18 protein-coding genes, 1 tRNA gene and 1 pseudogene are annotated in these 21,734 nt (G+C 74.2%); 12 read left to right on the forward strand and 8 right to left on the reverse strand.

From position 1 onward, the window contains the following. Positions 1 to 135 precede the first annotated feature (135 nt). Positions 136 to 1,728 carry a beta-N-acetylhexosaminidase gene (locus V2J85_RS37150; protein ID WP_330824044.1) on the reverse strand — a complete coding sequence of 531 codons (1,593 nt, stop codon included), beginning with the start codon at positions 1,726 to 1,728 and terminating at the stop codon, positions 136 to 138. A gap of 182 nt (positions 1,729 to 1,910) precedes the next feature. On the opposite strand from V2J85_RS37150, the gene V2J85_RS37155 reads away from it, so the two are divergent. Both V2J85_RS37155 and glmS read left to right on the forward strand, forming a co-directional pair. Continuing rightward, positions 1,911 to 2,198 (forward strand): hypothetical protein, encoded by a 288-nt coding sequence (locus V2J85_RS37155; protein WP_261951306.1) that lies wholly within the window; start codon positions 1,911 to 1,913, stop codon positions 2,196 to 2,198. Positions 2,199 to 2,302: 104 nt separating this feature from the next. Then, the gene (glmS, locus tag V2J85_RS37160) at positions 2,303 to 4,129 is read left to right on the forward strand and encodes a glutamine--fructose-6-phosphate transaminase (isomerizing) (RefSeq protein ID WP_261951305.1); all 1,827 of its coding nucleotides are present in this window, start codon (positions 2,303 to 2,305) and stop codon (positions 4,127 to 4,129) included. Positions 4,130 to 4,444: 315 nt separating this feature from the next. Here glmS and V2J85_RS37165 read toward each other — a convergent pair whose 3' ends face one another. After that, positions 4,445 to 4,966 carry a universal stress protein gene (locus V2J85_RS37165; protein WP_261951304.1) on the reverse strand — a complete coding sequence of 174 codons (522 nt, stop codon included), beginning with the start codon at positions 4,964 to 4,966 and terminating at the stop codon, positions 4,445 to 4,447. 1,023 nt (positions 4,967 to 5,989) lie between these two features. On the opposite strand from V2J85_RS37165, the gene V2J85_RS37175 reads away from it, so the two are divergent. The 3 genes from V2J85_RS37175 (at position 5,990) to V2J85_RS37185 (ending at position 8,152) form a co-directional block, all read left to right on the forward strand. Then, a complete protein-coding gene (locus tag V2J85_RS37175; protein ID WP_330824045.1) occupies positions 5,990 to 7,258 on the forward strand; it encodes a helix-turn-helix domain-containing protein in 1,269 nt (422 codons plus the stop codon). 5 nt (positions 7,259 to 7,263) lie between these two features. Beyond that, on the forward strand, positions 7,264 to 7,917 hold the full coding sequence (gene orn / locus V2J85_RS37180) for an oligoribonuclease (protein WP_261951301.1): 654 nt from the start codon (positions 7,264 to 7,266) through the stop codon (positions 7,915 to 7,917). 159 nt (positions 7,918 to 8,076) lie between these two features. Next, positions 8,077 to 8,152, forward strand: a tRNA-His gene (locus tag V2J85_RS37185). A 63-nt stretch (positions 8,153 to 8,215) separates the two neighbouring features. Here the strand turns inward: V2J85_RS37185 and V2J85_RS37190 are convergent. Further along, positions 8,216 to 8,866, reverse strand: coding sequence for an NAD(P)-dependent oxidoreductase (locus V2J85_RS37190; RefSeq protein WP_261951300.1), 651 nt, complete (start codon positions 8,864 to 8,866; stop codon positions 8,216 to 8,218). 159 nt (positions 8,867 to 9,025) lie between these two features. Between V2J85_RS37190 and V2J85_RS37195 the strand changes: the two genes are divergently transcribed. Continuing rightward, complete coding sequence (locus tag V2J85_RS37195; RefSeq protein ID WP_330824046.1) at positions 9,026 to 9,961, forward strand: helix-turn-helix domain-containing protein; 936 nt, start codon at positions 9,026 to 9,028, stop codon at positions 9,959 to 9,961. Between the two features lie 93 nt (positions 9,962 to 10,054). On the opposite strand, the pseudogene V2J85_RS37200 reads toward V2J85_RS37195, so the two are convergent. The 3 genes and pseudogenes from V2J85_RS37200 to V2J85_RS37210 form a co-directional block, all read right to left on the reverse strand. After that, a pseudogene (locus V2J85_RS37200) lies at positions 10,055 to 10,957 on the reverse strand (chitinase); the annotation flags it as partial. A 326-nt stretch (positions 10,958 to 11,283) separates the two neighbouring features. Beyond that, positions 11,284 to 12,687, reverse strand: coding sequence for a sensor histidine kinase (locus tag V2J85_RS37205; RefSeq protein ID WP_261951298.1), 1,404 nt, complete (start codon positions 12,685 to 12,687; stop codon positions 11,284 to 11,286). A gap of 13 nt (positions 12,688 to 12,700) precedes the next feature. Next, positions 12,701 to 13,393, reverse strand: coding sequence for a response regulator transcription factor (locus V2J85_RS37210; protein ID WP_261951297.1), 693 nt, complete (start codon positions 13,391 to 13,393; stop codon positions 12,701 to 12,703). Between the two features lie 109 nt (positions 13,394 to 13,502). Here V2J85_RS37210 and V2J85_RS37215 point away from each other — a divergent pair, with 109 nt between their 5' ends. Beyond that, a complete protein-coding gene (locus tag V2J85_RS37215; protein WP_261951296.1) occupies positions 13,503 to 14,072 on the forward strand; it encodes a hypothetical protein in 570 nt (189 codons plus the stop codon). Between the two features lie 33 nt (positions 14,073 to 14,105). Here V2J85_RS37215 and V2J85_RS37220 read toward each other — a convergent pair whose 3' ends face one another. Beyond that, entirely contained in the window at positions 14,106 to 14,966 is an 861-nt protein-coding gene (locus tag V2J85_RS37220) for a spermidine synthase (RefSeq protein WP_330824047.1), read from the reverse strand. A 167-nt stretch (positions 14,967 to 15,133) separates the two neighbouring features. Then, positions 15,134 to 15,484, reverse strand: coding sequence for a chaplin (locus V2J85_RS37225; RefSeq protein WP_261951294.1), 351 nt, complete (start codon positions 15,482 to 15,484; stop codon positions 15,134 to 15,136). 245 nt (positions 15,485 to 15,729) lie between these two features. Between V2J85_RS37225 and V2J85_RS37230 the strand changes: the two genes are divergently transcribed. The 5 genes from V2J85_RS37230 to V2J85_RS37250 all read left to right on the forward strand — a co-directional run bounded on the left by V2J85_RS37230 (position 15,730) and on the right by V2J85_RS37250 (position 21,650). Further along, positions 15,730 to 15,900, forward strand: a complete 171-nt coding sequence (locus V2J85_RS37230) for a hypothetical protein (RefSeq protein ID WP_261951293.1) — start codon at positions 15,730 to 15,732, stop codon at positions 15,898 to 15,900. 125 nt (positions 15,901 to 16,025) lie between these two features. Continuing rightward, on the forward strand, positions 16,026 to 17,165 hold the full coding sequence (locus V2J85_RS37235; RefSeq protein ID WP_330824056.1) for a glycosyltransferase family 4 protein: 1,140 nt from the start codon (positions 16,026 to 16,028) through the stop codon (positions 17,163 to 17,165). Further along, positions 17,162 to 18,661: an exopolysaccharide biosynthesis polyprenyl glycosylphosphotransferase gene (locus V2J85_RS37240; RefSeq protein ID WP_330824048.1), complete on the forward strand. Its 1,500-nt coding sequence runs from the start codon at positions 17,162 to 17,164 to the stop codon at positions 18,659 to 18,661. Before V2J85_RS37235 ends, V2J85_RS37240 begins: the two co-directional genes overlap by 4 nt. Continuing rightward, positions 18,658 to 20,034, forward strand: coding sequence for an O-antigen ligase family protein (locus V2J85_RS37245; RefSeq protein ID WP_330824049.1), 1,377 nt, complete (start codon positions 18,658 to 18,660; stop codon positions 20,032 to 20,034). The genes V2J85_RS37240 and V2J85_RS37245 overlap by 4 nt, the downstream gene beginning before the upstream one ends. Beyond that, a complete protein-coding gene (locus tag V2J85_RS37250; RefSeq protein WP_419836868.1) occupies positions 19,974 to 21,650 on the forward strand; it encodes a lipid II flippase MurJ in 1,677 nt (558 codons plus the stop codon). Before V2J85_RS37245 ends, V2J85_RS37250 begins: the two co-directional genes overlap by 61 nt. Positions 21,651 to 21,734 lie beyond the last annotated feature (84 nt).

The following is a 21,734-nucleotide window of genomic DNA, read 5'->3' on the forward strand; positions in this document are numbered from 1 at the left end:
TCGTGCGGCGCACCGTTACGCCGTGGCACGCACCGCTACGTCGTGGCGCGCACCGTTACGCCGTGGCGCGCACCGCTACGTCGTGGCGCGCACCGTTACGCCGTGGCGCGCACCGCTACGTCGTGGCGCGCCCCGTCACGCCGTCGGCCAGGGGACTTCCGGTGAGCGGTAGTAGTGGATGCCCAGCGCGTCCCAGCGGGGGCCCTGGGCGGCCAGCCGCTCGCGATACGAGGCCCAGTCGTGGGTGTCCGCGGGGGACCAGCCGAGCTCCGCGATGCCGGGCAGCCGCGGGAAGGCCATGTACTCGATGTGCGCGGACGTGGAGAGGGTCTCGGACCACAGCGGTGCCTCGACGCCGCGGATCGCCTCGCCGGGCGCGCCCTGGAGGTAGCTGCCCGGGTCCCAGTCGTACGCCCGCCGGACGCCCACGTAGCCGGCCCAGGACAGGCCCAGCGGGGTGTCCTTGTCGTACTTCATGTCGAGGTAGGCGCGGTCGGCGGGCGAGAGGATCAGCCCGGTGCCGTTCCGGGCCGCGTCGGCGACCTGCTGCCGCTCCGCCGCGCCGGTGGCGTCGTAGCCCCAGTACTGGGCGAGGGCGCCCTTCGCCGGGTGCGCGCCGGTCAGCTGGTGCCAGCCGATCACGGTCTTGCCGTACTTGGCGACCACCGGCTGCACCTTGTCCATGAAGGTGACGTAGTCCGCGTGGCTGGTGGAGTGCGCCTCGTCGCCGCCGATGTGGAGGTACGGGCCGGGGGTGAGCCGGGCGAGCTCGCGGACGACGTCGTCGACGAAGTCGTAGGTCACCTTCTTCGGGACGCACAGCGAGCTGAAGCCGACGTTGGTGCCGGTGTAGAGGGGCGGCGCGACGCCGTTGCAGTTGAGGTCGGCGTACGAGGCCAGCGCGGCATTGGTGTGGCCCGGCATGTCGATCTCGGGGACGACGGTGAGGTAGCGGTCGGCGGCGTAGCGGACGATCTCGCGGTAGTCGTCCTGGCTGTAGTAGCCGCCCTTGCCCCCGCCCACCTGGGTGGAGCCGCCGTAGGTCGCCAGCCGCGGCCAGGAGCGGATGGCGATCCGCCAGCCCTGGTCGTCGGAGAGGTGCAGATGCAGCTTGTTGATCTTGTACATCGCCAGCTGGTCGATGTAGCGCTTCACCTGGTCGACGGTGAAGAAGTGCCGGGACACGTCGAGCATCGCGCCGCGGTAGCCGTAGCGCGGGGTGTCGGTGACGGTGCCGCCGGCGATCCTCCAGGGCCCGGCCTGCTCGCGGTGTTCCCCGGCGGCCGGGGGCAGCAGCTGGCGGAGGGTCTGGATGCCGTGGAAGAGGCCGGCGGGCCGGCGGGCGCCGATCGTCACGCCGTGGCCGTCGGCGCGCAGCCGGTAGCCCTCCGCGCCCAGCTCGGCGGTGCCCCGGCCGCCGAGCCGCAGCACGATGCCGTCGCCGTCCTTGGTGGTGACCGGCAGGGCGTAGCCGGTGGAGGGGCGCAGCAGGCCCGCCAGATAGCCGGCGATCCGCCGCACGTCGCCGGAGCCGCCGGGCACGCGGATGCGGGTGCCGGCGCCGATCGTGTACGGGGTGCCGCCCTCGTGCACGGATGCCGGGGCGGGTACGACCCGGTCGAGGGGGACGGTGGGGGCGGCGGCCCGTGCGGCGGGGGGCGGTGCGGCGGCGGTTCCCAGCGCCGCGGCCACGGCCAGCAGCGGACCCAGCAGTCTGCGTCGTCTCATCGACGGTCCCTTCGGCGAGCGTCGGGCATGTCATGGCATGGAGCGACCGAGCGGTGACCATGCGTACCGCGAGCCTGGAACGGGGTCAAGGTGTAGACCACTTTCCCGCACCCAAACCGGGGACGTGCCCGATATCGGGCAGATTTCTTGCGAATCCCGACGGCGCCCCGCAGTATCGACGGGTGCTCGAACGCCGGAACCGCGCTGATGCGCCACACGAAGACCTGGTGGAACACCTGGTGCGCAGCACACCGCTGCAGCGCGGTGAGGCCACCCGGGTGGTGCTGGACGTGCTGGCGTACTTCGACGAGACGACGGAGGAGTTCGTCCGCCGACGCCATCGGGAGCTGCAGTCCCAGGGGCTGCGCAACGAGGAGATCTTCGAACGGATCCGCCACGAGATGCCGCACCGCGCCGTGGCCCCGCCCGATCTCTCCGCCCGCCAGCTGCGCCGCCTCGTCTACGGCTGAGGTCCACGGCCGGCCGGTCCACGGCGGGCCGGTCCACGGCACAGGCGCCCGGCAGGCACCGGGCACACCACAACCGACACACGTCTTTCTCGGAGGGTCACTGTATGTGCGGGATCGTCGGCTACATCGGCAAACGTGATGTTGCTCCCCTGCTCCTGGAGGGCCTGGCCCGCCTGGAGTACCGCGGTTACGACTCGGCCGGCATCGCCCTCCACGCGAGCGGCACCGGCAAGTCCGCGGGCCTGAAGACCGCCAAGGCCAAGGGCCGGGTCCGGGAGCTGGAGGCCCGGCTGCCGAAGCGGTTCGCCGGCACCACGGGCATCGCGCACACTCGCTGGGCCACCCACGGCGCGCCCACGGACGACAACGCCCACCCGCACCTGGACGCCGAGGGCAAGATCGCCGTCGTCCACAACGGCATCATCGACAACGCCGCCGAGCTGCGCGCCCGCCTGACCGCCGACGGCGTCGTCTTCGCCTCCGAGACCGACACCGAGGTCCTCGCGCACCTCATCGGCCGCTCCCCGGCCGAGACGCTGGAGGAGAAGGTCCGCGAGGCGCTGCGGCACATCGAGGGCACCTACGGCATCGCCGTGCTGCACTCCGACTTCACCGACCGGATCGTGGTCGCCCGCAACGGCTCCCCGGTCGTGCTCGGCATCGGCGAGCACGAGATGTTCGTCTCGTCCGACGTCGCCGCGCTGGTCTCGCACACCCGCCAGGTCGTCACCCTCGACGACGGCGAGATGGCCACCCTCAAGGCCGACGACTACCGCACGTACACCACCGAGGGCTCGCGGACGACCGCGACGCCGGAGACGGTCGAGTACGCGGCCGAGTCGTACGACCTGGGCGGCCACGACACCTACATGCACAAGGAGATCTCCGAGCAGGCGGACGCGGTGGACCGCGCGCTGCGCGGCCGGATCGACGACCGGTTCTCCACCGTGCACCTCGGCGGCCTCAACCTCGACGCCCGCGAGGCCCGCACCATCCGCCGGGTCAAGATCCTCGGCTGCGGCACCTCGTACCACGCCGGCCAGATCGGCGCGCAGATGATCGAGGAGCTGGCCCGCATCCCCTCGGACGCCGAGCCGGCCTCCGAGTTCCGCTACCGCGACCCGGTCGTGGACCCCGACACCCTCTACGTCGCGGTCTCCCAGTCCGGTGAGACCTACGACGTGCTGGCGGCCGTCCAGGAGCTCAAGCGCAAGGGCGCCCGGGTCCTGGGCCTGGTGAACGTGGTCGGCTCGGCGATCGCCCGGGAGACCGACGGCGGCATCTACGTGCACGCCGGCCCGGAGGTCTGCGTGGTGTCCACCAAGTGCTTCACCAACATGGTGGTCTCCTTCGCGCTGCTCGCCCTGCACCTGGGCCGTATCCGCGACCTGTCCGTCGCGGACGGCAAGCGGATCATCGAGGGCCTGCGCAAGCTGCCCGGCCAGATCGACGAGATCCTCAAGGGCGAGGAAGAGATCAAGAAGCTGTCGGCCGCCTACGCGGACGCCAAGTCGATGATGTTCATCGGCCGGGTGCGCGGCTACCCCGTGGCCCGTGAGGCCTCCCTGAAGCTCAAGGAGGTCTCCTACATCCACGCCGAGGCCTACCCGGCCTCGGAGCTCAAGCACGGCCCGCTGGCGCTCATCGAGCCCGCCATGCCGACCGTCGCCATCGTCCCGGACGACGACCTGCTGGAGAAGAACCGCGCCGCCCTGGAGGAGATCAAGGCCCGCAGCGGCCGCATCCTGGCCGTCGCGCACCAGGACCAGGAGAAGGCCGACGACACCATCATCGTCCCGAAGAACGAGCCCGAGCTGGACCCGATCCTGATGGGCATCCCGCTCCAACTGCTCGCCTACCACACGGCGTTGGCCCTCGGCCGGGACATCGACAAGCCCCGCAACCTCGCCAAGTCGGTGACGGTGGAGTAGTCGCCCACCGGCGACCGCGTCGCGCGCGTGCCACCATTACGCGCGCGACGCCGCCGCCTCCCCTGCGCCGGCGTCGCCCAAAACGCCGGCGGGATGCCACCGCCTGGGAACCGTCACTTCCCGGCCGGCAGCACGCAGTTGCCGTGCGCGCGGCCGCCGGGCCCGTGGTTGCGGCGCGCCCACGTGACCGTTTTCTACCCTTCTTTGGCGCACAATCCACCTCTTCCGCTTCACGAGAGAGGAGGAACCGCCGACGCGGGCCGTTGCTGACGCCTCCTCAACTGTGCGCGGGAGGCGGGGAGAAGAACCGATCCGTCAGGGGATCACGATGACCGGGCGCTGCGCCCGGCGGGCCAGCCGTCCCGCGACCGAGCCGAAGATCCGGCCGACGATGCCGTGCGTCGAGCCGACCACGATCGCGTCGGCCTCGTACTCCCGGCCGACCTCCTCCAGCTCGTGGCAGATGTCCCCGCCGCGCTCGACCAGGATCCAGGGCACCTCGGAGAGGTGGTCCGCGCAGGCCAGCTCCAGCCCGAGCACCTCGGTGCGGTGGTCCGGTACGTCGACGAAGACCGGGGGCTCGCAGCCCGCCCAGACCGTCGTCGGGAGCCGGTTGGCGACGTGGACGATGATCAGCCCGGCGCCGTGGCGCCGCGCGATACCGATTGCATACGCCAACGCCCGTTCGCTCGACATGGAGCCGTCGAAGCCGACCACGACGCCGTGCCGGAATGCCGGATCGCAGGAGTGGCGCGTCTTTTCCGCCGCTTCCAGGTCCGCCATCGGATCGGCGACCTGCTTGCGGTCCGCGGGTTCGGGGATTTCGTGACCGGCCATGGGGTGTCTCGGCGAGGACGTCCTCTTGCGGAGGGGCGAACGGGGAACGGCGATTGACTTGATCCGGCAGTTGACTGAGCTGGCTCGATCGAGGACCGGGAGCCATAGTTCAAAGAGGAACGATACGACTGGGAATCATCTTCCCAAGCCGATACCCCAAGAGTACGGCGCCACTCCCCCGCTGCCCAGAGCCCGCCGCGGGCACCGGGCGCCCGGACGAGGTGGACCGGGGGCCTCGAACGTTCCCCGGAGCATGCCGGAGCGTGGCGCGGATGGCAATGCCCCGTCCTGCCCCCGTACGTACCCCTCGCGGTGACCCAAGATCGTCGGCGGCGTTGTAGTAGCAGCCCGCCCGAGGGGAGCACGAGGTGCCGTTGCCGCCCGACAGATCACCCGACCCAGTGAGCGATGTCGTGCGCTGGGGAGCGTTCAGCTGCGCCCTGGTCCCCTTCGTATTGATCATTAGTGGCGCCTCGTGGGCCGGCGCGGCCGGCACCGCCGCCGGTCTCGCCCTGGTGACCGGCGCCTGCCGCGCCCTGTTGCGGCGGTCCGAACGGTCCGCGGCCGGACTCCGCAGGCGCGCCGCCGGACGACAACGGGACAGAAGCGGACGTTCCGGGGCGCGGGCGCGCAGGGGCGGGCGGCACGGCGAACGGCGTACGCCGGTCGACTGAGGCGCCTACAAGTCCGCGCACGACCGTTTTCAGCCAACTTCCGGCCAGCGCCCGCACCTTGCTCCCCACACCCCCCAACCCTGGTGTGAGCAGGGAGGAAAGGACCGCTGGGCATGGTTGTGTCCTACTGCGAACGGGCAGAGCCGAGACGCGTACTTCCCTTGCAGGGCCGACGAGTGGAACGCTTCGTGATCGAATGCTTCGCGCCAAGTTGCCATATCGACATACCAGCGGGTGGTGAACTTGGCACTCCATCCTCACGGAACACAGTAGATTCGATCTTGGTAGTGACGGCGGGGGAGCTGTGCAGGACCGAGAGGGCGAGACGACCGAGGGGGGCTTAAGTGCCATGAGCCAGGACTCCGCTGCCGTACCAGATGCCGCACGCAAGCTCGCCGCCCGACGGCGCCGCGAAATAGTCGCGGTGCTTCTCTTCAGCGGCGGCCCTATTTTCGAGAGCTCCATTCCGCTCTCGGTCTTCGGCATCGACCGACAGGACGCCGGGGTTCCGAGGTACCGGCTACTTGTGTGCGCGGGCGAAGATGCACCTTTGCGCACGACCGGGGGGCTGGAGCTGTCCGCCCCCTACGGGCTGGAGGCGATCTCCCGTGCCGGGACGGTCGTCGTACCGGCCTGGCGTTCCATCACCCAGGCCCCGCCGCCCGCCGCGCTCGACGCGCTGCGCCGGGCGCACGAAGAGGGGGCCAGGATCGTCGGGCTGTGCACGGGGGCGTTCGTCCTCGCCGCGGCCGGACTGCTCGACGGCCGGCCGGCCACGACCCACTGGATGTACGCGCCGACGCTCGCCAAGCGTTATCCGTCCGTCCACGTGGACCCGCGGGAGCTGTTCGTCGACGACGGCGACGTGCTGACGTCCGCGGGCACCGCCGCCGGCATCGACCTGTGCCTGCACATCGTGCGCACCGACCACGGCGCGGACGCCGCGAACGCGCTGGCCCGCCGGCTGGTGGTGCCGCCCCGGCGCACCGCCTCCGACCTCGGCCACCAGCGCTACCTGGACAGGTCATTACCGGAGGAGATCGGCGCCGACCCGCTCGCCGAGGTCGTCGCCTGGGCGCTGGAGCACCTCCACGAGCAGTTCGACGTGGAGACGCTCGCCGCGCGCGCGTACATGAGTCGGCGCACCTTCGACCGGCGGTTCCGTTCCCTCACCGGGAGCGCGCCGCTGCAGTGGCTGATCACCCAGCGGGTGCTGCAGGCCCAGCGGCTGCTGGAGACCTCCGACTATTCGGTGGACGAGGTCGCCGGCCGCTGCGGGTTCCGGTCGCCGGTCGCGCTGCGCGGCCACTTCCGGCGCCAGCTGGGGGCCTCGCCGGCCGCCTACCGCGCGGCCTACCGCGCGCGCCGGCCGCAGAACGGTGCGCCCGAGCCCGCGCTCAGACCCGAGCGGGCCGAGCGGCCGGAGCGCGAGCGGGCGGCACTGGGGGCGGGTGCGGGGTTCTCCGCGGCCGCGCTGGCCGGTCACGGCCTGGCGGAGGCGGCCGAGGCGGCCAAACCGCAGTCGGACGCGTACGCCCCGAGGCTGCCGGAGACCGCGGTCGGCCGGGCTGCGGGCCGCCCCGTGCTCCCCGGACAGCGCGAGCGCCCCGTAGGGTGAGATGTATGAACGATCGCATGGTGTGGATCGACTGCGAGATGACCGGTCTCTCGCTGGCGAACGACGCGCTCATCGAGGTGGCCGCACTGGTCACCGACTCGGAGCTGAATGTGCTGGGCGACGGGGTGGATGTGGTGATCCGCCCCCCGGCCGAGGCGCTGCGCACCATGCCGGAGGTGGTGCGCCAGATGCACACCGCCTCCGGGCTGCTGGCGGAGCTGGACGGCGGGACGACGCTGGAGGCGGCCGAGGCGCAGGTGCTCGCTTATATCAAGCAGCATGTGCCGGAGCCGGGGAAGGCGCCGCTGTGCGGCAATTCCGTCGGCACCGACCGTGGCTTCCTGCTGCGCGACATGCCGGCGCTGGAGAGTCACCTCCATTACCGGATCGTCGATGTGTCGTCCGTGAAGGAGCTGGCCCGGCGCTGGTTCCCGCGTGCCTACTTCAACAGTCCGGACAAGAACGGCAACCACCGGGCGCTGGCGGACATCCGTGAATCCATCGCGGAGCTGCGCTACTACCGGGAGGCGGTCTTCGTGCCGCAGCCCGGCCCCGACTCGGACACCGCGAAGGCCATCGCCGCCAAGCACGTGGTGCCGGCCGAGCCGGCGCCGGAGTCCGCACCGCCGGTCTCGCCGCAGTCCGCGCCGTCGTCGTGACCCACCCCGGGCCGTCTTCCGGGTCGTCGCCGCAGCCGCGGTGACCCGGAAGACACGCCCACGCTCCCCCGGCCGGAAACCTGGGCGCGAGCACCCCTGAAGACCCTGTACACTTTTTCTCAGCCGGTGGGGAAAAAGAACCACACAGCACCGGTCATGGTGGGTATAGCTCAGCTGGTAGAGCACCTGGTTGTGGTCCAGGATGTCGCGGGTTCAAGTCCCGTTACTCACCCCACTGAAAGGCCCCCGATCTCTGATCGGGGGCCTTCGTGTTGCCGGGGCAGCGGCGGCGGGCCGCTCAGTAGCCGACGGTGAAGCGCTCGCCGATGTGCCGGGGGCGCTCGATCTCGTCGACGAGGGCGACCGCGTAGTCCTCGGCGGAGATCCGGCTCTCGCCGGCGGCGTCGGTGATCAGGTCGTCGGTGGCGGTGCGGTAGGTGCCGGTGCGCTCGCCGGGCGCGATGGTGGCGGCCGGGCTGAGGTTGGTCCAGCGCACGTCGGAGACCGAGCGGTAGAGGTCCAGCGCGTCGCCGTGCGCGTGCATGATCTGGAGCAGGAACTCCGGCAGGCCCTCGGCGTCCCAGACCTGCTTGCCGTCGGGCCTACGGAGCGAGCCGGCGCCGCCGACCGCGATCAGCCGGGGCGCCGCCGCGCCGAGGGTGCGCAGCCCGGCGACGAGGGACTCGGCGGCGGGCTTGATCGTGGCGAGGTGCCCCGGTCCGTCGCCGCCGCCGACCGCGCTGACCACGACGTCCGTGCCCTCGGCGACCGCGGCGACGGAGGCCGGGTCGAGGACGTCCCCGGTGGTCACGGTGAGGGCCGGGTGGCTCGTGGTGAGCTTCGCCGGATCGCGGACGACCGCGGTGACCTGGTGACCGCGCCGCAGCGCCTCGTCGAGGATGCGGCTGCCGATCGTGCCGGTGGCGCCGTAGAGAGCGATCGTGGACATGGTGGATCTCCCAGCTGTGCGGTGTGACCGGGGTGGGCCGGTCGTACGGGGTGGCCGGTGGGTCCGGGTGCGGACTTCCGTTTTCGGTCAGCGGTCTCGCTGACGTCTCCTACGCTAGGGCCACCAACGGGGGTTTTCGGGGTAGCGGAGGGACCGGGCATGGTCAGAAAGCGACAGGGGGGCGAGGAGCCGGTTCCGGAGATCCGGGAGGTGGCGTTCTTCGCGCCGGCCGGGCGGCCGTCGGGCGTGGAGGTGCTGACCCTCGCCGAGCTGCGGGAGCGGGCGGACGCCTGCCAGCTGTCCACCCCGCACCGGCCCGGCTTCCACCACCTGCTGCTGCTCGACCGCGGCCGGCTGGTGCACAGCGTCGACTTCCGCGAGCACCCGCTGGCACCGGGCGACCTGTTGTGGTCGCGCCCCGGGCAGGTGCAGCACTTCGGCGATCTCACGGGCGCGGAGGGGCGGCTGGTGCTCTTCGAGGCGGGTTTCCTGGACCCGGCGACCGCGGCCGCGGCCCGGATCGAGGACTGGTACGGGCCGCCCGTACGGCATCCGCGGGGCGCGGCGGCGCGCCGGGTGGCCGAGGCGATGGGCCAGCTGCACCACGAGTTCGGTGCGCTGGGCGGGCTGCCGCTGGAGATCCATCTGGAGGTGCTGCGGCATCTGCTGGCCGTACTGGTGCTACGGGCCGCGCATCCGGACGGGGCGGGCGGGGACGCGGGGAGCTGCCCGGCGGGCGAGACCTATCTGCGGTTCCGGGACGCGGTGGAGCGGGGCTTCACCCGCAGCCGCCGGGTCGGCGACTACGCCCGTGCGCTGGGGTACGCGCCGCGCACCCTGTCCCGGGCCACCGAGGCCACCGCCGGGGTCGGGGCGAAGGAGTTCATCGACCGCCGGGTGGTGCTGGAGGCCAAGCGGCTGCTGGCGCACGGCGACCAGTCCGCGGCCCGGATCGCGGACCGGCTGGGCTTCGCCGACGCCACGAACTTCAGCAAGTTCTTCCAGCGCCGGACGGGCCGCACCCCGATCGCCTTCCGGGAGGCGGTACGGGGCGGGGCGCAGCGGGTGGGGGGAGGCCCGCTGCGCCCCGCGTGAGGGGCGTCTCCTCCGTCAGCCCGGCGGGATTTACGGAGACGCCCCCGTGGGACGGTGGTCCGCCCCGGTTGGGGGCCGGACCGCCGGTGGGGGTCAGCCGGTGTACGCGCCGAAGGCCTTGGTGAAGTCCAGCGGGCGCTGGTCGATGGAACTGCAGGTCGGCTGGGCGGAGTTCGACGTGCCGCCGGCGCAGGCCTGGTCGCGGGTCGCGGACCACATCGACAGCCAGCCCAGGTGCTTGCTCTTGGCGAACGTCACCAGCTGGGTGGCGTCGTCGGTCTTGAAGACCTCGCTCTGGACGTCGTTGACGCCGATCATCGGGGTCACCGCGACGGTCTTCCAGGCGGCCGCGTCGCTCAGGCCGAGGGCCTTCTTGAGCTGGCCCTGGGTGGCGGTGGCGGCCTGGGTGGCGTAGGTGCCCATGTCGCCGTTGTAGGAGGAGCCGTAGTCCATCGCCATGATGTTGACGGCGGAGATCTTCACGCCGTTCTTCTTGGCGTCGGCGACCAGGTTCACGCCGTCCTGGGTCAGGCCCTCGGGCATGACCGGCAGGGTGAAGGAGACGTCCAGTCCCGGGTGGCTCTTCTGGAGGCGCGCGACGGCCTGGGCGCGACGGGTGTTGGCGGCGGTGTCGGGCAGCGCGCCGCCCTCGATGTCGAAGTCGACCCGGGTGAGCTTGAACTGGTCGATGACCTTGCCGTACGCGGCGGCCAGCTGGTCGGCGGAGCTGCAGGCGACGCCGAGCTCGGAGCCGTTGGCGCCGCCGAAGGAGACCCGGACGTCGCCGCCGGCCTTGCGCAGCGCGGGTATCTGCTTGGCCACCGGGTCGTTGCCGAGGTCCACCGCGCCGCCCCACTTCGGCGTACATCCGCCGCCGGAGGTGATGAAGGCCAGGTTGAAGTTCTTCACGCCGGTCTTCCGCGCGGTGCCGGCCAGGTCGTAGGCGGGGAAGAGGGAGGTGTCGACGTACGGGGCGAAGCCGGCCGCGGCCTTGGTGCGGGGGGTGCGCGGTGCCTTGTCGGCGAGCGCGGAGCCGGCGACGGCGAACGCGCCGCCGGCCGCGACCGCGGCGGCCGCGCCGGTGAGGATCAGCTTGCTGGTGCGGCTCTTGCGCCGGCGGTGTGCGGAGGAACTCATCGGGGCCTGCCTGTCGTCACGTGGGGGGTGGCTGGTGCACCGGGGGAAGTCGGTGTGCCTCGCACGCTAGCGACAGCGAAACGGACAAATGCCGGGATCCGTACGGACGTTGGCGGAATTATGGCGGCCTTAAGGAAGCGGAAGGCGGTGGTTAAGACCCCCGGCCTATGCCCGGTGACGGACGCTCAGGAGGCGGTGCGGGCGGGCCGCCGGCCGCGGGTGCGCAGCGTGCGGCGCAGCCGGTGGCCGCGGCGGGTGCCGCGCGGGCCCCGCCGGCCGTCCAGGGCGAGCCAGACGCGCACCTCGGTGCCGCCGAGGACGGAGCGGCCGATGCGGACGTCACCGCCGGTGGATTCGGCCAGCCGGCGGACGATGTCCAGCCCGAGCCCGGTGGAGCCCTCACCGCCTCCGCCGTGGCCGCGGCGCAGTGCCGCCTCGGGGTCGGCGATGCCCGGGCCGGCGTCCGAGACCAGCACGATCACCGCGTCCTCGGCGTTGTGGACGTCGACAGCGAAGGCGGTGCCCTCGGGGGTGTGCCGGAAGACGTTGCCGAGCATCGCGTCGAGGGCGGCGGCGAGTTCGGGGCGGGCGACCGGCACGCGGACCGGGCGGTCGGCGCCGGCCACGCGGGCGGTGCGTCCCTGGTCCTCGGCGAGCGCGGACCAGAAGGCCATCCGCTCGCGGATCACCTCGGCGGCGTCGCAGCCGGCCGCGGCCGCCGCCTGCTGGGTGTGTGCCTTCTGTTCCCGGGCGGTGCGGATGATCTGGTCGACCTCGCGCTCCAGTTGGGCGACGGCGGAGCGGGTCTGTTCGGCGGCCGGGGTGTCGCCGAGGGAGGCGGCGTTGAGCCGGAGGACGGTGAGCGGGGTGCGCAGCCGGTGCGAGAGGTCGGCGGCCAGTTCGCGTTCGTTGGCGAGCAGCTGGACGACCTGGTCGGCCATGGAGTTGAAGGCGGTGGCGGCGGCCCGCAGTTCCTTGGGGCCGTCCTCCTGGACGCGGACGCCGAGTTGGCCGTGGCCGAGGTCGTGGGCGGCGCCGGCGAGCCGTTCGGCGGGGCGCACCATCCGGGTGCCGAGCCGGTCGGCGACCGCGACCGAGCCGATGACCAGCGCCAGGCCGACGCCGGCCAGCACGACCCAGGAGGTGGTGACGCCGTTGGTGAGCGCGTCGTCCGGGACGAACACCTCGACGACGGCGATGCCGGAGGCCACGGCGGTCGGCTGGAGCAGGGAAGTGCCGCCGGGGACCGGGGAGATGGAGGCCCGGCCGAGTTTGACGGCGGCGGCCACGTCCGCGGGGGCGGCGCGCCGGGTGCCTATTTCGGCGGGCCTGCCGTTCTTGCCGTTCGCCGGGACGTGGACACCGATGCGTCCGCCGGGGCCGGTCTCGGCGCTGGCCACGGCCCGTTCCAGCTGGGTGCGGTCGGTGGTGATGGCCAGCACCGGGCCGATCGTGGCGGCCTGCCGCTCGGCGTTGGAGTACGCGCGGTCGCTGGCCATCTCCTTGACGACGAGTCCGAGGGGCACGGCGAACGCCACCACGACCATCGTGGTGACCGCCAGCGCCACCTTGACCAGGGCCCACCTCACAGCGCACGGCCCTTCATCGCGGTGGCTCCAGCTTCACACCGACACCCCGCAGGGTGTGCAGATAACGGGGCTTCGCCGCGGTTTCCCCCAATTTCCGGCGGAGCCAGGACAGATGGACGTCGATGGTCTGGTCGTCGCCGTAGGACTGCTGCCAGACCTCGGCGAGCAGTTCCTTGCGGGGGACGACGACGCCCGGCCGCCCGGCGAGGAACGCCAGCAGGTCGAACTCCCGGCGGGTGAGGTCCAGCGGGGCACCGTCGAGCTCGGCCTGACGGCGCAGCGGGTCGATGGACAGCCCGCCGACCCGGATCACTCGTGAGGGGGGTTCCGCGCCGGCCGCACCGGCCCGGGAGCGGCGCAGCACGGCCGCCATCCGCGCCGAGAGGTGCTCGACGGAGAACGGCTTGGTGAGGTAGTCGTCGGCGCCGTCGTTCAACAGCCGCACGATGTCGGCCTCGTCGTCCCGGGCGGTGGCGATGATCACCGGGACGTCGGTGATGCCACGCAGCATCTTCAGCGCCTCGCCGCCGTCCAGGTCGGGCAGGCCCAGGTCGAGGATGACCACGTCGAAACCGACGTGCGCCACCTCGCGCAGCGCCTCCAGGGCGGTCCCGACGCTGCGTACCGTATGGGCCGCCTCGGTCAGATGCCGGATGAGGGCCGAGCGTACGAACTGGTCGTCCTCGACCACGAGCACACGTGCCATGGGCGGCACCGTACGCCATCGGAGGGAGGTTCTTTACCGGAGGTTGACGCCGGAGCGGTGCGTTCCACCCACTCTCGCGGGCTGCGACGGGGGTGTCCGGTGGTGCAGTATGAGCCGGATGCAACGAGGACTGGTTCACGCGGCGGCCTGGACGCTGGCGACCGGCGCCGCGGTCACGCTGTCGTGGTTCGGCGTGCACACCGTGCTGTCCGGCACCGCCTACGACGCGCCGCGCGCGCTGCCCCTTTCCGACCAGGTGTCCTCCTCGGGGGCGCAGGCCGACGGCGACGGGACGCCCCGCGCCTCCTCCACCCACCGCCCCAAACCGTCCGCCCCGGCCTCGCACCGGCCGTCCACCACCGGCCCGTCGGCCGCGCCCTCGCACACCGGCGGCACCCGCTCGCAACGCCCGCCCACCACGGCGCCGGGCGGCCCGTACGGCGCCTCCGACGGCCGGGTCAAGAGCTACGCCACCTCGGGCGGCCGGGTGGTCTTCGATCTGGGCGGCTCCGCGGCCGAGTTGGTGTCGGCGACGCCGAACTCGGGCTGGGAGATGCAGGTGTGGAAGCAGCAGGGGTGGATCCGGGTGGACTTCACGGGCGGCGGCGGGCACACCTCGGTGATCTGCACCTGGAACGGCCATCCGCCGACGGTGGAGACCAGCAACAACGCGACGTGAGCCGTCCCGGCGGGCACCGCCGGCACGCGCCCCTCAGGCGAACGTGCCGGCCGGCGGGGCCGGGGACGCGACGGCCGTGGCGTCGGTGACCGGGGCCGCGCCGCCGGTGAAGTCGGCCAGCGCCCTGCCGTGTTCGACCCGGCCGGTCTGCGGGTCGGTGGCCGCGCGGCGGGTCAGCTCGGCGACCGGGAGGGCGGTGTCGGCGGCCAGCAGGACGGCGTTGCCGAAGCGCTTGCCGCGCAGCACCGCGGGGTCGGCGATCAGGCAGAGCTCGGGGAAGACCGTGTGGACGGTGGCTATCTGGCCGCGCAGGAAGGTAAGCGGCGGGCCGTCGGCGAGGTTGGCCGCGTAATGGCCGCCGGGGCGCAGCGCTCGCCGGACGTCCGCGACGAACTCGGTGCTGGTCAGGTGCGCCGGGGTGCGGGCCCCGCGGAAGACGTCGGCGATGACCAGGTCGGCCCAGCCGTCCGGGACCTTGGCCAGGCCCGCGCGGGCGTCGCCGCCGCGTATCCGTATCCGCCAGGTGCGGTCCCACGGCAGCTGCCGGCGGACGAACTCCACCAGCGGGGTGTCGATCTCCACGGCCTGCTGGGTCGAGCGCGGGCGGGTCGCGGCGACGTAGCGGGCGAGGGTCAGTGCGCCGCCGCCCAGGTGGACGACGCGCAGTGGCTGTCCGGGCGGTCCGGCGAGGTCGGCGATGTGACCGAGCCGCCGCTGGTACGAGAAGTCCAGGCGCCGGGGGTCGTCGAGGTCCACGTGGGACTGCGGGGCGCCGTCGAGGAGCAGGGTCCAGCCGCGCGGCCGGTCCCGGTCGGGCCGCAGCTCGGCGAGCCCGCCGTCCACCGTCTCGGTGACGGTCTCCACGCCGCCGCGCCCGCGCCTGCTCTTCGCCATGCGGTCAAGTATCGCCGGTGCCCCCGAGGACGCCGACGCAGGTCGGGCGGGCGGGCGGACGGTGGAGAGGCGGAGTGGCGGACCACCCCAGACCGAAGTCAGGGGAGATCCGCCGACTACACCACGACCCGGTGCCGGTCCGAGGTCCGTACGGACCGGCGGTCGGGTCACCTGTTGATGCAGACGTTCCCGAATGCCGGGTTCAACAGCGCGGCGATGTTGAGGCTGTTGCCGCAGATGTTGATCGGGATGTTGATCGGCACCTGAACGTTGTTGCCGCTCAGGATGCCCGGGGAGCCCGCGGCGAAGCCATAGGCGTTGGCACCGCTGTGGTGGCCGTAGAAGCCACGGTGGTCGTAACGCTCGAAGTGACGACCGTGGTGGTGGCCGTGGTGGCGGCCGTGACGGCCGTTGTGGCCGTTGTGGCCGTCCCCGCTGGCGGATGCGATCCCTGCGCCGCTGAGTACGAGCGCGCAGCTGGCCGAGGCCATAGCGGCGGTCTTGATAAACCGCTTCATCCCATTCTCCTTTCAGTTCGCGAATGGGGCACCGGTCACAACGAACGAAATACGTCAGAGACGCGGGCGTCCACCCCTACAGGAGGTGGTTAACCCTATTGGCATAAAGATCGTTCCGCCATTTCAGTGCGTCATTCCGCCGTTCGGGATCGCCGGCCCGGATGCGCGCGTGCCTGCCGCGGTTTCCAACATGATTTCTGTCAGAGTGCTCTCCTGTTTGACTGATAGAAGTCGGAGAGGAAGACATGCGGAAGTCGACGGACCGCACCGGGCGCGGCCTCGTATGCGCGCCGGCGGCCTTGGCACTGCCGGCCGCCCTGCGGTCCGGCGGCGACCGGCTCACTTTCCGCTTCTCCGCGCACCGGCCGGGATATCTGCTCGGCGCGCTCTTCGTGCAGACCGATACCCGGCGCTGAGCGGCGCGCTGCGGGAATTCCACGGCAAATTCCGCCGGAAAAGAGTTCTGTCGGCCCGGTGATCAGGGGAGCGGTGCGTGGCGGCGCAAGAGCTGAGGTCCCGTGAGCGGCCAACGGTGCTCCACATTTCCCAGCCCGTCGACGGCGGGGTGGCCCGGGTCGTCGCCGACCTGGTGCGCGCCCAGGTCGCCGCGGGCCTGCGGACCGTGGTGGCCGCGCCGCCGGACGGCGCACTGCTGCGGGACGCCGCGGCGGCGGGCGCCGAGGTAGCCCCCTGGCCCGCCCGCCGCGCCCCCGGTCCGGCGCTGCCCGGCGAGACCGGGCGGCTGGCCCGGCTGATCCGGCGGCTGTCCCCGGACCTCGTGCACACGCACAGCGCCAAGGCCGGGCTGGCCACCCGGCTGGCCGTCCGGGGCCGGATCCCGACGGTCCATCAGCCGCACGCCTGGTCCTTCGAAGCGGCCGGCGGGACGGCGGCGCGGCTGGCGGTCGGCTGGGAGCGGTACGCCGCGCGCTGGACGCACCGGGTGCTGTGCGTGAGCGAGGCGGAGCGGCGGCGGGGCGAAGCGGCCGGCGTGCCCGGCCGGTGGGCGGTGGTCCGCAACGGCGTGGACCTGCACCGCTGCTCCCCCGCGTACGACGACGCCGCGGCCCGCCACGCGCTGCGCCGCTCGCTGCCCGCGCTCGCCGGACTCGCACCGGACGCCCCGCTGGTGGTGTGCGTGGGGCGGCTGTGCCCGCAGAAGGACCAGCGGACGCTGCTGCGGGCCTGGCCGGCGGTGCGCACCGCGGTCCCGGACGCCGTGCTGGTGCTGGTCGGTGACGGCCCGGACCGGGCGCGGCTGCGGACCGGGGCGCCGCCCGGCGTGCGGTTCGCGGGCGCCGCCGCGGACACCGTCCCCTGGTACCGGGCGGCCGATCTGGCCGTCCTGCCGTCGCGCTGGGAGGGCATGGCGCTGGCCCCGCTGGAGGCGATGGCCTGCGGCCGGCCCGTCGTGGTCACCGACGTCGGCGGCGCCCGGGAGGCCCTGCCGCCGGGCGCCGCGGCGCACTGCCTGGTGCCGCCGGGCGACCCGGCCGCGCTCGCCCAGGCGCTGCGCGGGCTGCTGACCCGGCCTCGGCTGCGCACCGAACTGGGCGCCCGGGCCCTGGCGCACACCCGGGCGGCCGGTGACGTACGGCGCACCGCGGCCGCGGTCGTGGCGCTGTACCGCGAACTGCTCGGGGCAGCCGGCCCGGGGCGCGGGGAGCGGAGCGGACGATGACGACCGAGCGCGCGGACGCGCACCCCTCCGCCCCGGTCCGGCCGCCCGCGGCGGCCCGCCCGGCGGCGCCCGTGGTCCACCCGCCGCGCGGCCCCCGGTGGCAGCCGCTGCCCCCGCCCCGGGCCGGCCGCGGCCGGCGGCGGCGGGTGGTCCCGCTGGTGGCCGTCGACGTGCTCGCCGTCGTCGGCGCGGCACCGTTCGCCCTGGGCCCCGACATCCGGCCGGCCGTGCTCGGCGCCCTCGTGGCGGCGTTGTTGCTGCTCCACGTCCGGGCCGGGCTCTACCGCCCCGGCCCGGCCCCCAGCGTCCTCGAGGATCTGCCCGCGCTGCTGGGCCGGGCCCTGGTGTGCTGGTGCGCGGCGGCCGCGCTGCTCGCCGCCGTCACACCCGGGCGGGCGCTGCCGCTCACCGCGCTCGGGTCCACGGTGGCCGCGCACTCCCTCCTGGTGTGCGGCGGCCGGTCCATGGTCCACCGGGCGCGCCGCAACCTGGCCCGCCGCCGACCGCGCGCCACGCTGGTCGTCGGCCCCGATCCGGCCGCCCGGCAGCTGGCCGCCGCGCTGCTGGCCCACCCCGAGTACGGCATGCGCCCGGTGGGCCTGGTACCGCCGGCCCCGGTGGTGCCCGGCCCGGCCGAGGTGTCCACGGGCGGCGCGGCCCGTCGGCTGCCCCGGCTGACGTCCTTCCAGGACATCACCCGGTCCGTCATCGGCAACACCGTCCGCGACGCGGTGTTCACCGTGCCGCCGTACGGCGATCCGCACACCGCCGCGCTGCTGCGGCGCTTCGTCGACCAGGGCTCGGCGATCTGGCTGGCCGGCGCCGCGGCGGGCCGCGAGGGCCGGCCGCCGGAGCCGGGCACCGACCACCTGTGGGGGTTCGCCTGCCGCCCGCTGGACACCACCCCGCCGCGGCTCGGCGGCCGGCGGAAGCGGGCCCTGGACCTGGCCCTCGTCGGACCGGCGCTGCTGGCCGCGGCCCCGCTGCTGCTGGGCTGTGCGCTGGCGGTACGGCTCGCCGACGGGCCCGGCGTGCTCTTCCGGCAGGAGCGGATCGGCCGCGGCGGACGCCCCTTCACCCTGCTGAAGTTCCGTACCCTGCGCCCCGACGACGACCACGACCCCGCCACCAGCTGGACCGTGCCGGAGGACGACGGCCGGACGAGCCGGGTCGGCCGGCTGCTGCGGCGCACCGCGCTGGACGAGCTGCCGCAGCTGTGGAACGTGCTGCGCGGCGACATGAGCCTGGTCGGGCCGCGCCCGGAACGCCCGTTCTTCGTGGAGCGGTTCAGCCGGCAGTACCCCGAGTACGCGGCCCGGCACCGGATGCCGGCCGGGCTGACCGGGCTCGCGCAGGTGCACGGGCTGCGCGGTGACACCTCCATCGAGGACCGGGCCCGCTTCGACAACCTCTACATCGACGGCTGGTCGCTGGGACAGGACCTGCGGATCCTGCTGCGCACCGCCGGTGCGCTGCTGCGGCGGGAGCGCGGATGAGCGCGGGCGCGGCGGCGTCCGTCCCGGCCGGGCCGTGGTGCGCCGCGGACCGGGCCCGGGCACCGGTCCGGCACGGCGCGCCGCTGCTCCCCGCGCTGGCGACGGTGCTGCTGCTGTGCGCGCCCGCCGACACCGCCGCGGTCACCGCGGCCGGCACGGTCACCCCGGCCGACGCCGCCTCCGCGGTCCTGGTGGTCGTGTGCGGCCTGCGGCTGCTGCGGCACCGGCCCCGGCCGCTCGGCCGGACCGCGGCGCTGGTCCTGGGCGCGCCGGTCGCCGCGCTCGCGCTGGCCACCGTCACCTCCGCCGACCCGGCCGCGAGCCTGCCCGGTCTCGTCCGCCATCTGCAGATCTTCGTCCTGGTACCGGCGGCGCTGCTGCTGACGCTGCGGGACGCCCGGGACTTCCGGGTGCTGGCCGGTGCCCTGGTGCTGCTCGCCCTGGTGCAGGGCGCGATCGGCGTGCACCAGTACCTGACCGCGACCGGTGCCTCTTATATGGGGCGCGAGGTGCGGGCGGTCGGCACCTTCGGGCCGCTGGACGTCATGGGGATGGCCACGGCCGTCGGCTACGGCCTGACGGCGGCGCTCGCCCTCGGCCTGGCACCCGGCCCGCGGGCCCCGCGCTGGCAGCGGCCGGCCGCCCTGACCTGCGCCGCGGTGCTGACCGTGCCGCTCGCGGTGTCGTTCAGCCGGGGCGCCTGGATCGCCACGGCGGTGGCCGGCGCGGCCGTCCTGCTGGCGGCCGGCGCCCGGGTCGCCGTACCGGCGCTGGCCGTACTGGCCGCCGCTGCCGTGGTGCTGGCCGGGGCCGGGACGGGTTCCGATCTGCTCGGCGAACGCATCGCCAGCATCGGCGCGGTCTCCGACGCCCCGGACCGCTCGGTCACCGACCGCTACGCGCTCTGGGCCGCCGCGGCCGGCATCTGGCGCGACCACCCGCTGACCGGCGCCGGGCTCAAGGAATTCCCCGCCGAACGGGACGGCCACGCCTCGCTCGGCCTGTCGTCCGGCGGCGACACCGCGGGCGCCGGGGTCGCCTTCCGGCGTGAGCCGCTGCTCTCCCCGCACAACATGTACCTGCTGGCGCTTTCCGAGCAGGGGCTGATCGGCGTGACCGCGCTGGTGGGCGGCTGGGCGGTGCTGCTGGTGGGCGGGGTGCGGCGGCTGCGCGCGGCCCGCCGCGGGCGGCGCGCCACGGACTGCGGGCTCGCCGCGACGGGACTGCTGGTCTGGCAGGCCGTCGACTTCCTCTCCGCCGACATCGGCGGGCCGTCGACGGTGCTGACCGCGGTGGCGCTCGGGCTGGTCGGCTGGTGGGCGCTGGCGCCCGGCCGGTGGCCGGTGCCGGGCGGCGGGACGGCGGCGCGGTGACCGGGGCCCCCGCCACCGTGCGCCGGGGCGGCGCGCCGGCCGCGCCCGGTGCCTCCGCCCCGCTCGGCCGCTTCCTGGCGCGGGCCGCCGCGCTCACCGCCGGGCTCACCGCCGCCGGTGCGCTGGGCGGTCTGCTGCGCGACCAGACCCTGGCCCGGCTGTTCGGCGCGGGCGGCGCCACCGACGCGTTCCTGGTCGCCTGGACGGTGCCCGAGACGGCGGCCACGCTGCTGATCGAGGACGCCATGGCGCTGCTGCTGGTGCCCGCGTTCAGCCGGGCGCTGGCAGCGCGGGCCGCGGCCCCCGGATCGCGGGACGCCGACGCCGACCCGGTACGGGCCCTGCTCGGCGCCACCCTCCCCCGGCTGTGCGCCGCGCTGGCCGGCGGCTCCGCGCTGCTCGCGGCCGGCGCCCCGCTGCTCGTCCGGCTGCTGGCGCCGGGGCTCGCCGACCCGGCCGCGGCGGTCGACTGCACCCGGCTGACCGCGCTGACCGTCCTCACCTTCGGCGTCGCCGGCTACCTCAGCGCGGCGCTGCGCGCCCACCGCAGCTTCGCCGCGCCCGCCGCGATCTACGTGGCCTACAACCTCACGATCATCGGCACGATGCTGGCGCTGCACGCCCGTTGGGGGGTGCGGGCCGCCGCGGCCGGGGTGGCGCTCGGCGGCGCGCTGATGGTGGCCGTCCAACTCCCGTCGTTCGTACGGGCGTTGCCGCCGCCACGGCTCCGCCGGGCGGTCGCGGGCGGGACGGCCGGGCTGCCGGTGGCCGGGCTGCTGGCGCCGGTCGTCTGCTTCGCCGTCGGCCGGCAGGCACAGGTCCTCGTCGAGCGGTTCCTCGCCTCCGGTCTGCCGGCCGGCGCCATCTCGCACCTCAACTACGCGCAGAAGGTCGCCCAGATGCCGATGGTGCTGTCGTTGATGATCTGCACCGTCACCTTCCCGGTCGTGGCCCGGGCGGTCGCCGACGGGGAGCCCGCGCGGGCCGGCCGCCGGGTGGTCCGGGACCTGACGCTGGCGGGGCTGGTGGTGCTGCTGGGCGCCGCGTACGTGGCCGCCTGCGCCCCGCAGATCACCGGCGTCCTCTTCGAGCGCGGGGCGTTCACCGCCGCCGACACCGCCGCCACCGCGGCCGTGATGCGGGTGTACGCGCTCGGGCTGCTCGGGCACAGCCTGGCCGGGGCGCTGATCCGGCCGTTCTTCGCGGAAGGCCGGCCCACCTGGTACCCGGCCGGCGCGATGGCCGCCGGGCTGCTGGTCACCGCCGGGGCCGGGCTGCCCGCGGCCCGCTGGTGGGGCGCGCCCGGCCTCGCGGCCGCCAACGCCGCGGGCATCACCACCACCGCCGTCCTGCTGCTGCACGGACTCGGCACCCGGGTCGTCGCCGTCCCGGTGCGCCGGATCGCCGCCGGACTGGGCCGGCTGGCCGTCGCCGCCGCCGCGGCGGTCGCGGTGGGCGGCCCGCTCGCCGCGCTGCCCGCCGACCCGCTGGCCGGCGCGGCGGCCGGCGCGCTGCTGGTGCCGGCCCTTTTCGCCGGCACCGCCCTCGCCGTTCGGGCCCCCGAGGTCCGGCACCTGCTCGTCGTCGTCAAAGGAAAGCTCGCCCATGCCCGTTGAACCGCCGCCGCAGCGCGCCCCCGCCCCACCGGCCCCCGGCCGCACCGCCGTCCGTCTCCGCACCGGCCGCGGCGGCCCGCCCTG

Source organism: Streptomyces bugieae (assembly GCF_036352915.1).
Classification (GTDB): Bacteria; Actinomycetota; Actinomycetes; order Streptomycetales; family Streptomycetaceae; genus Streptomyces; species Streptomyces endophytica.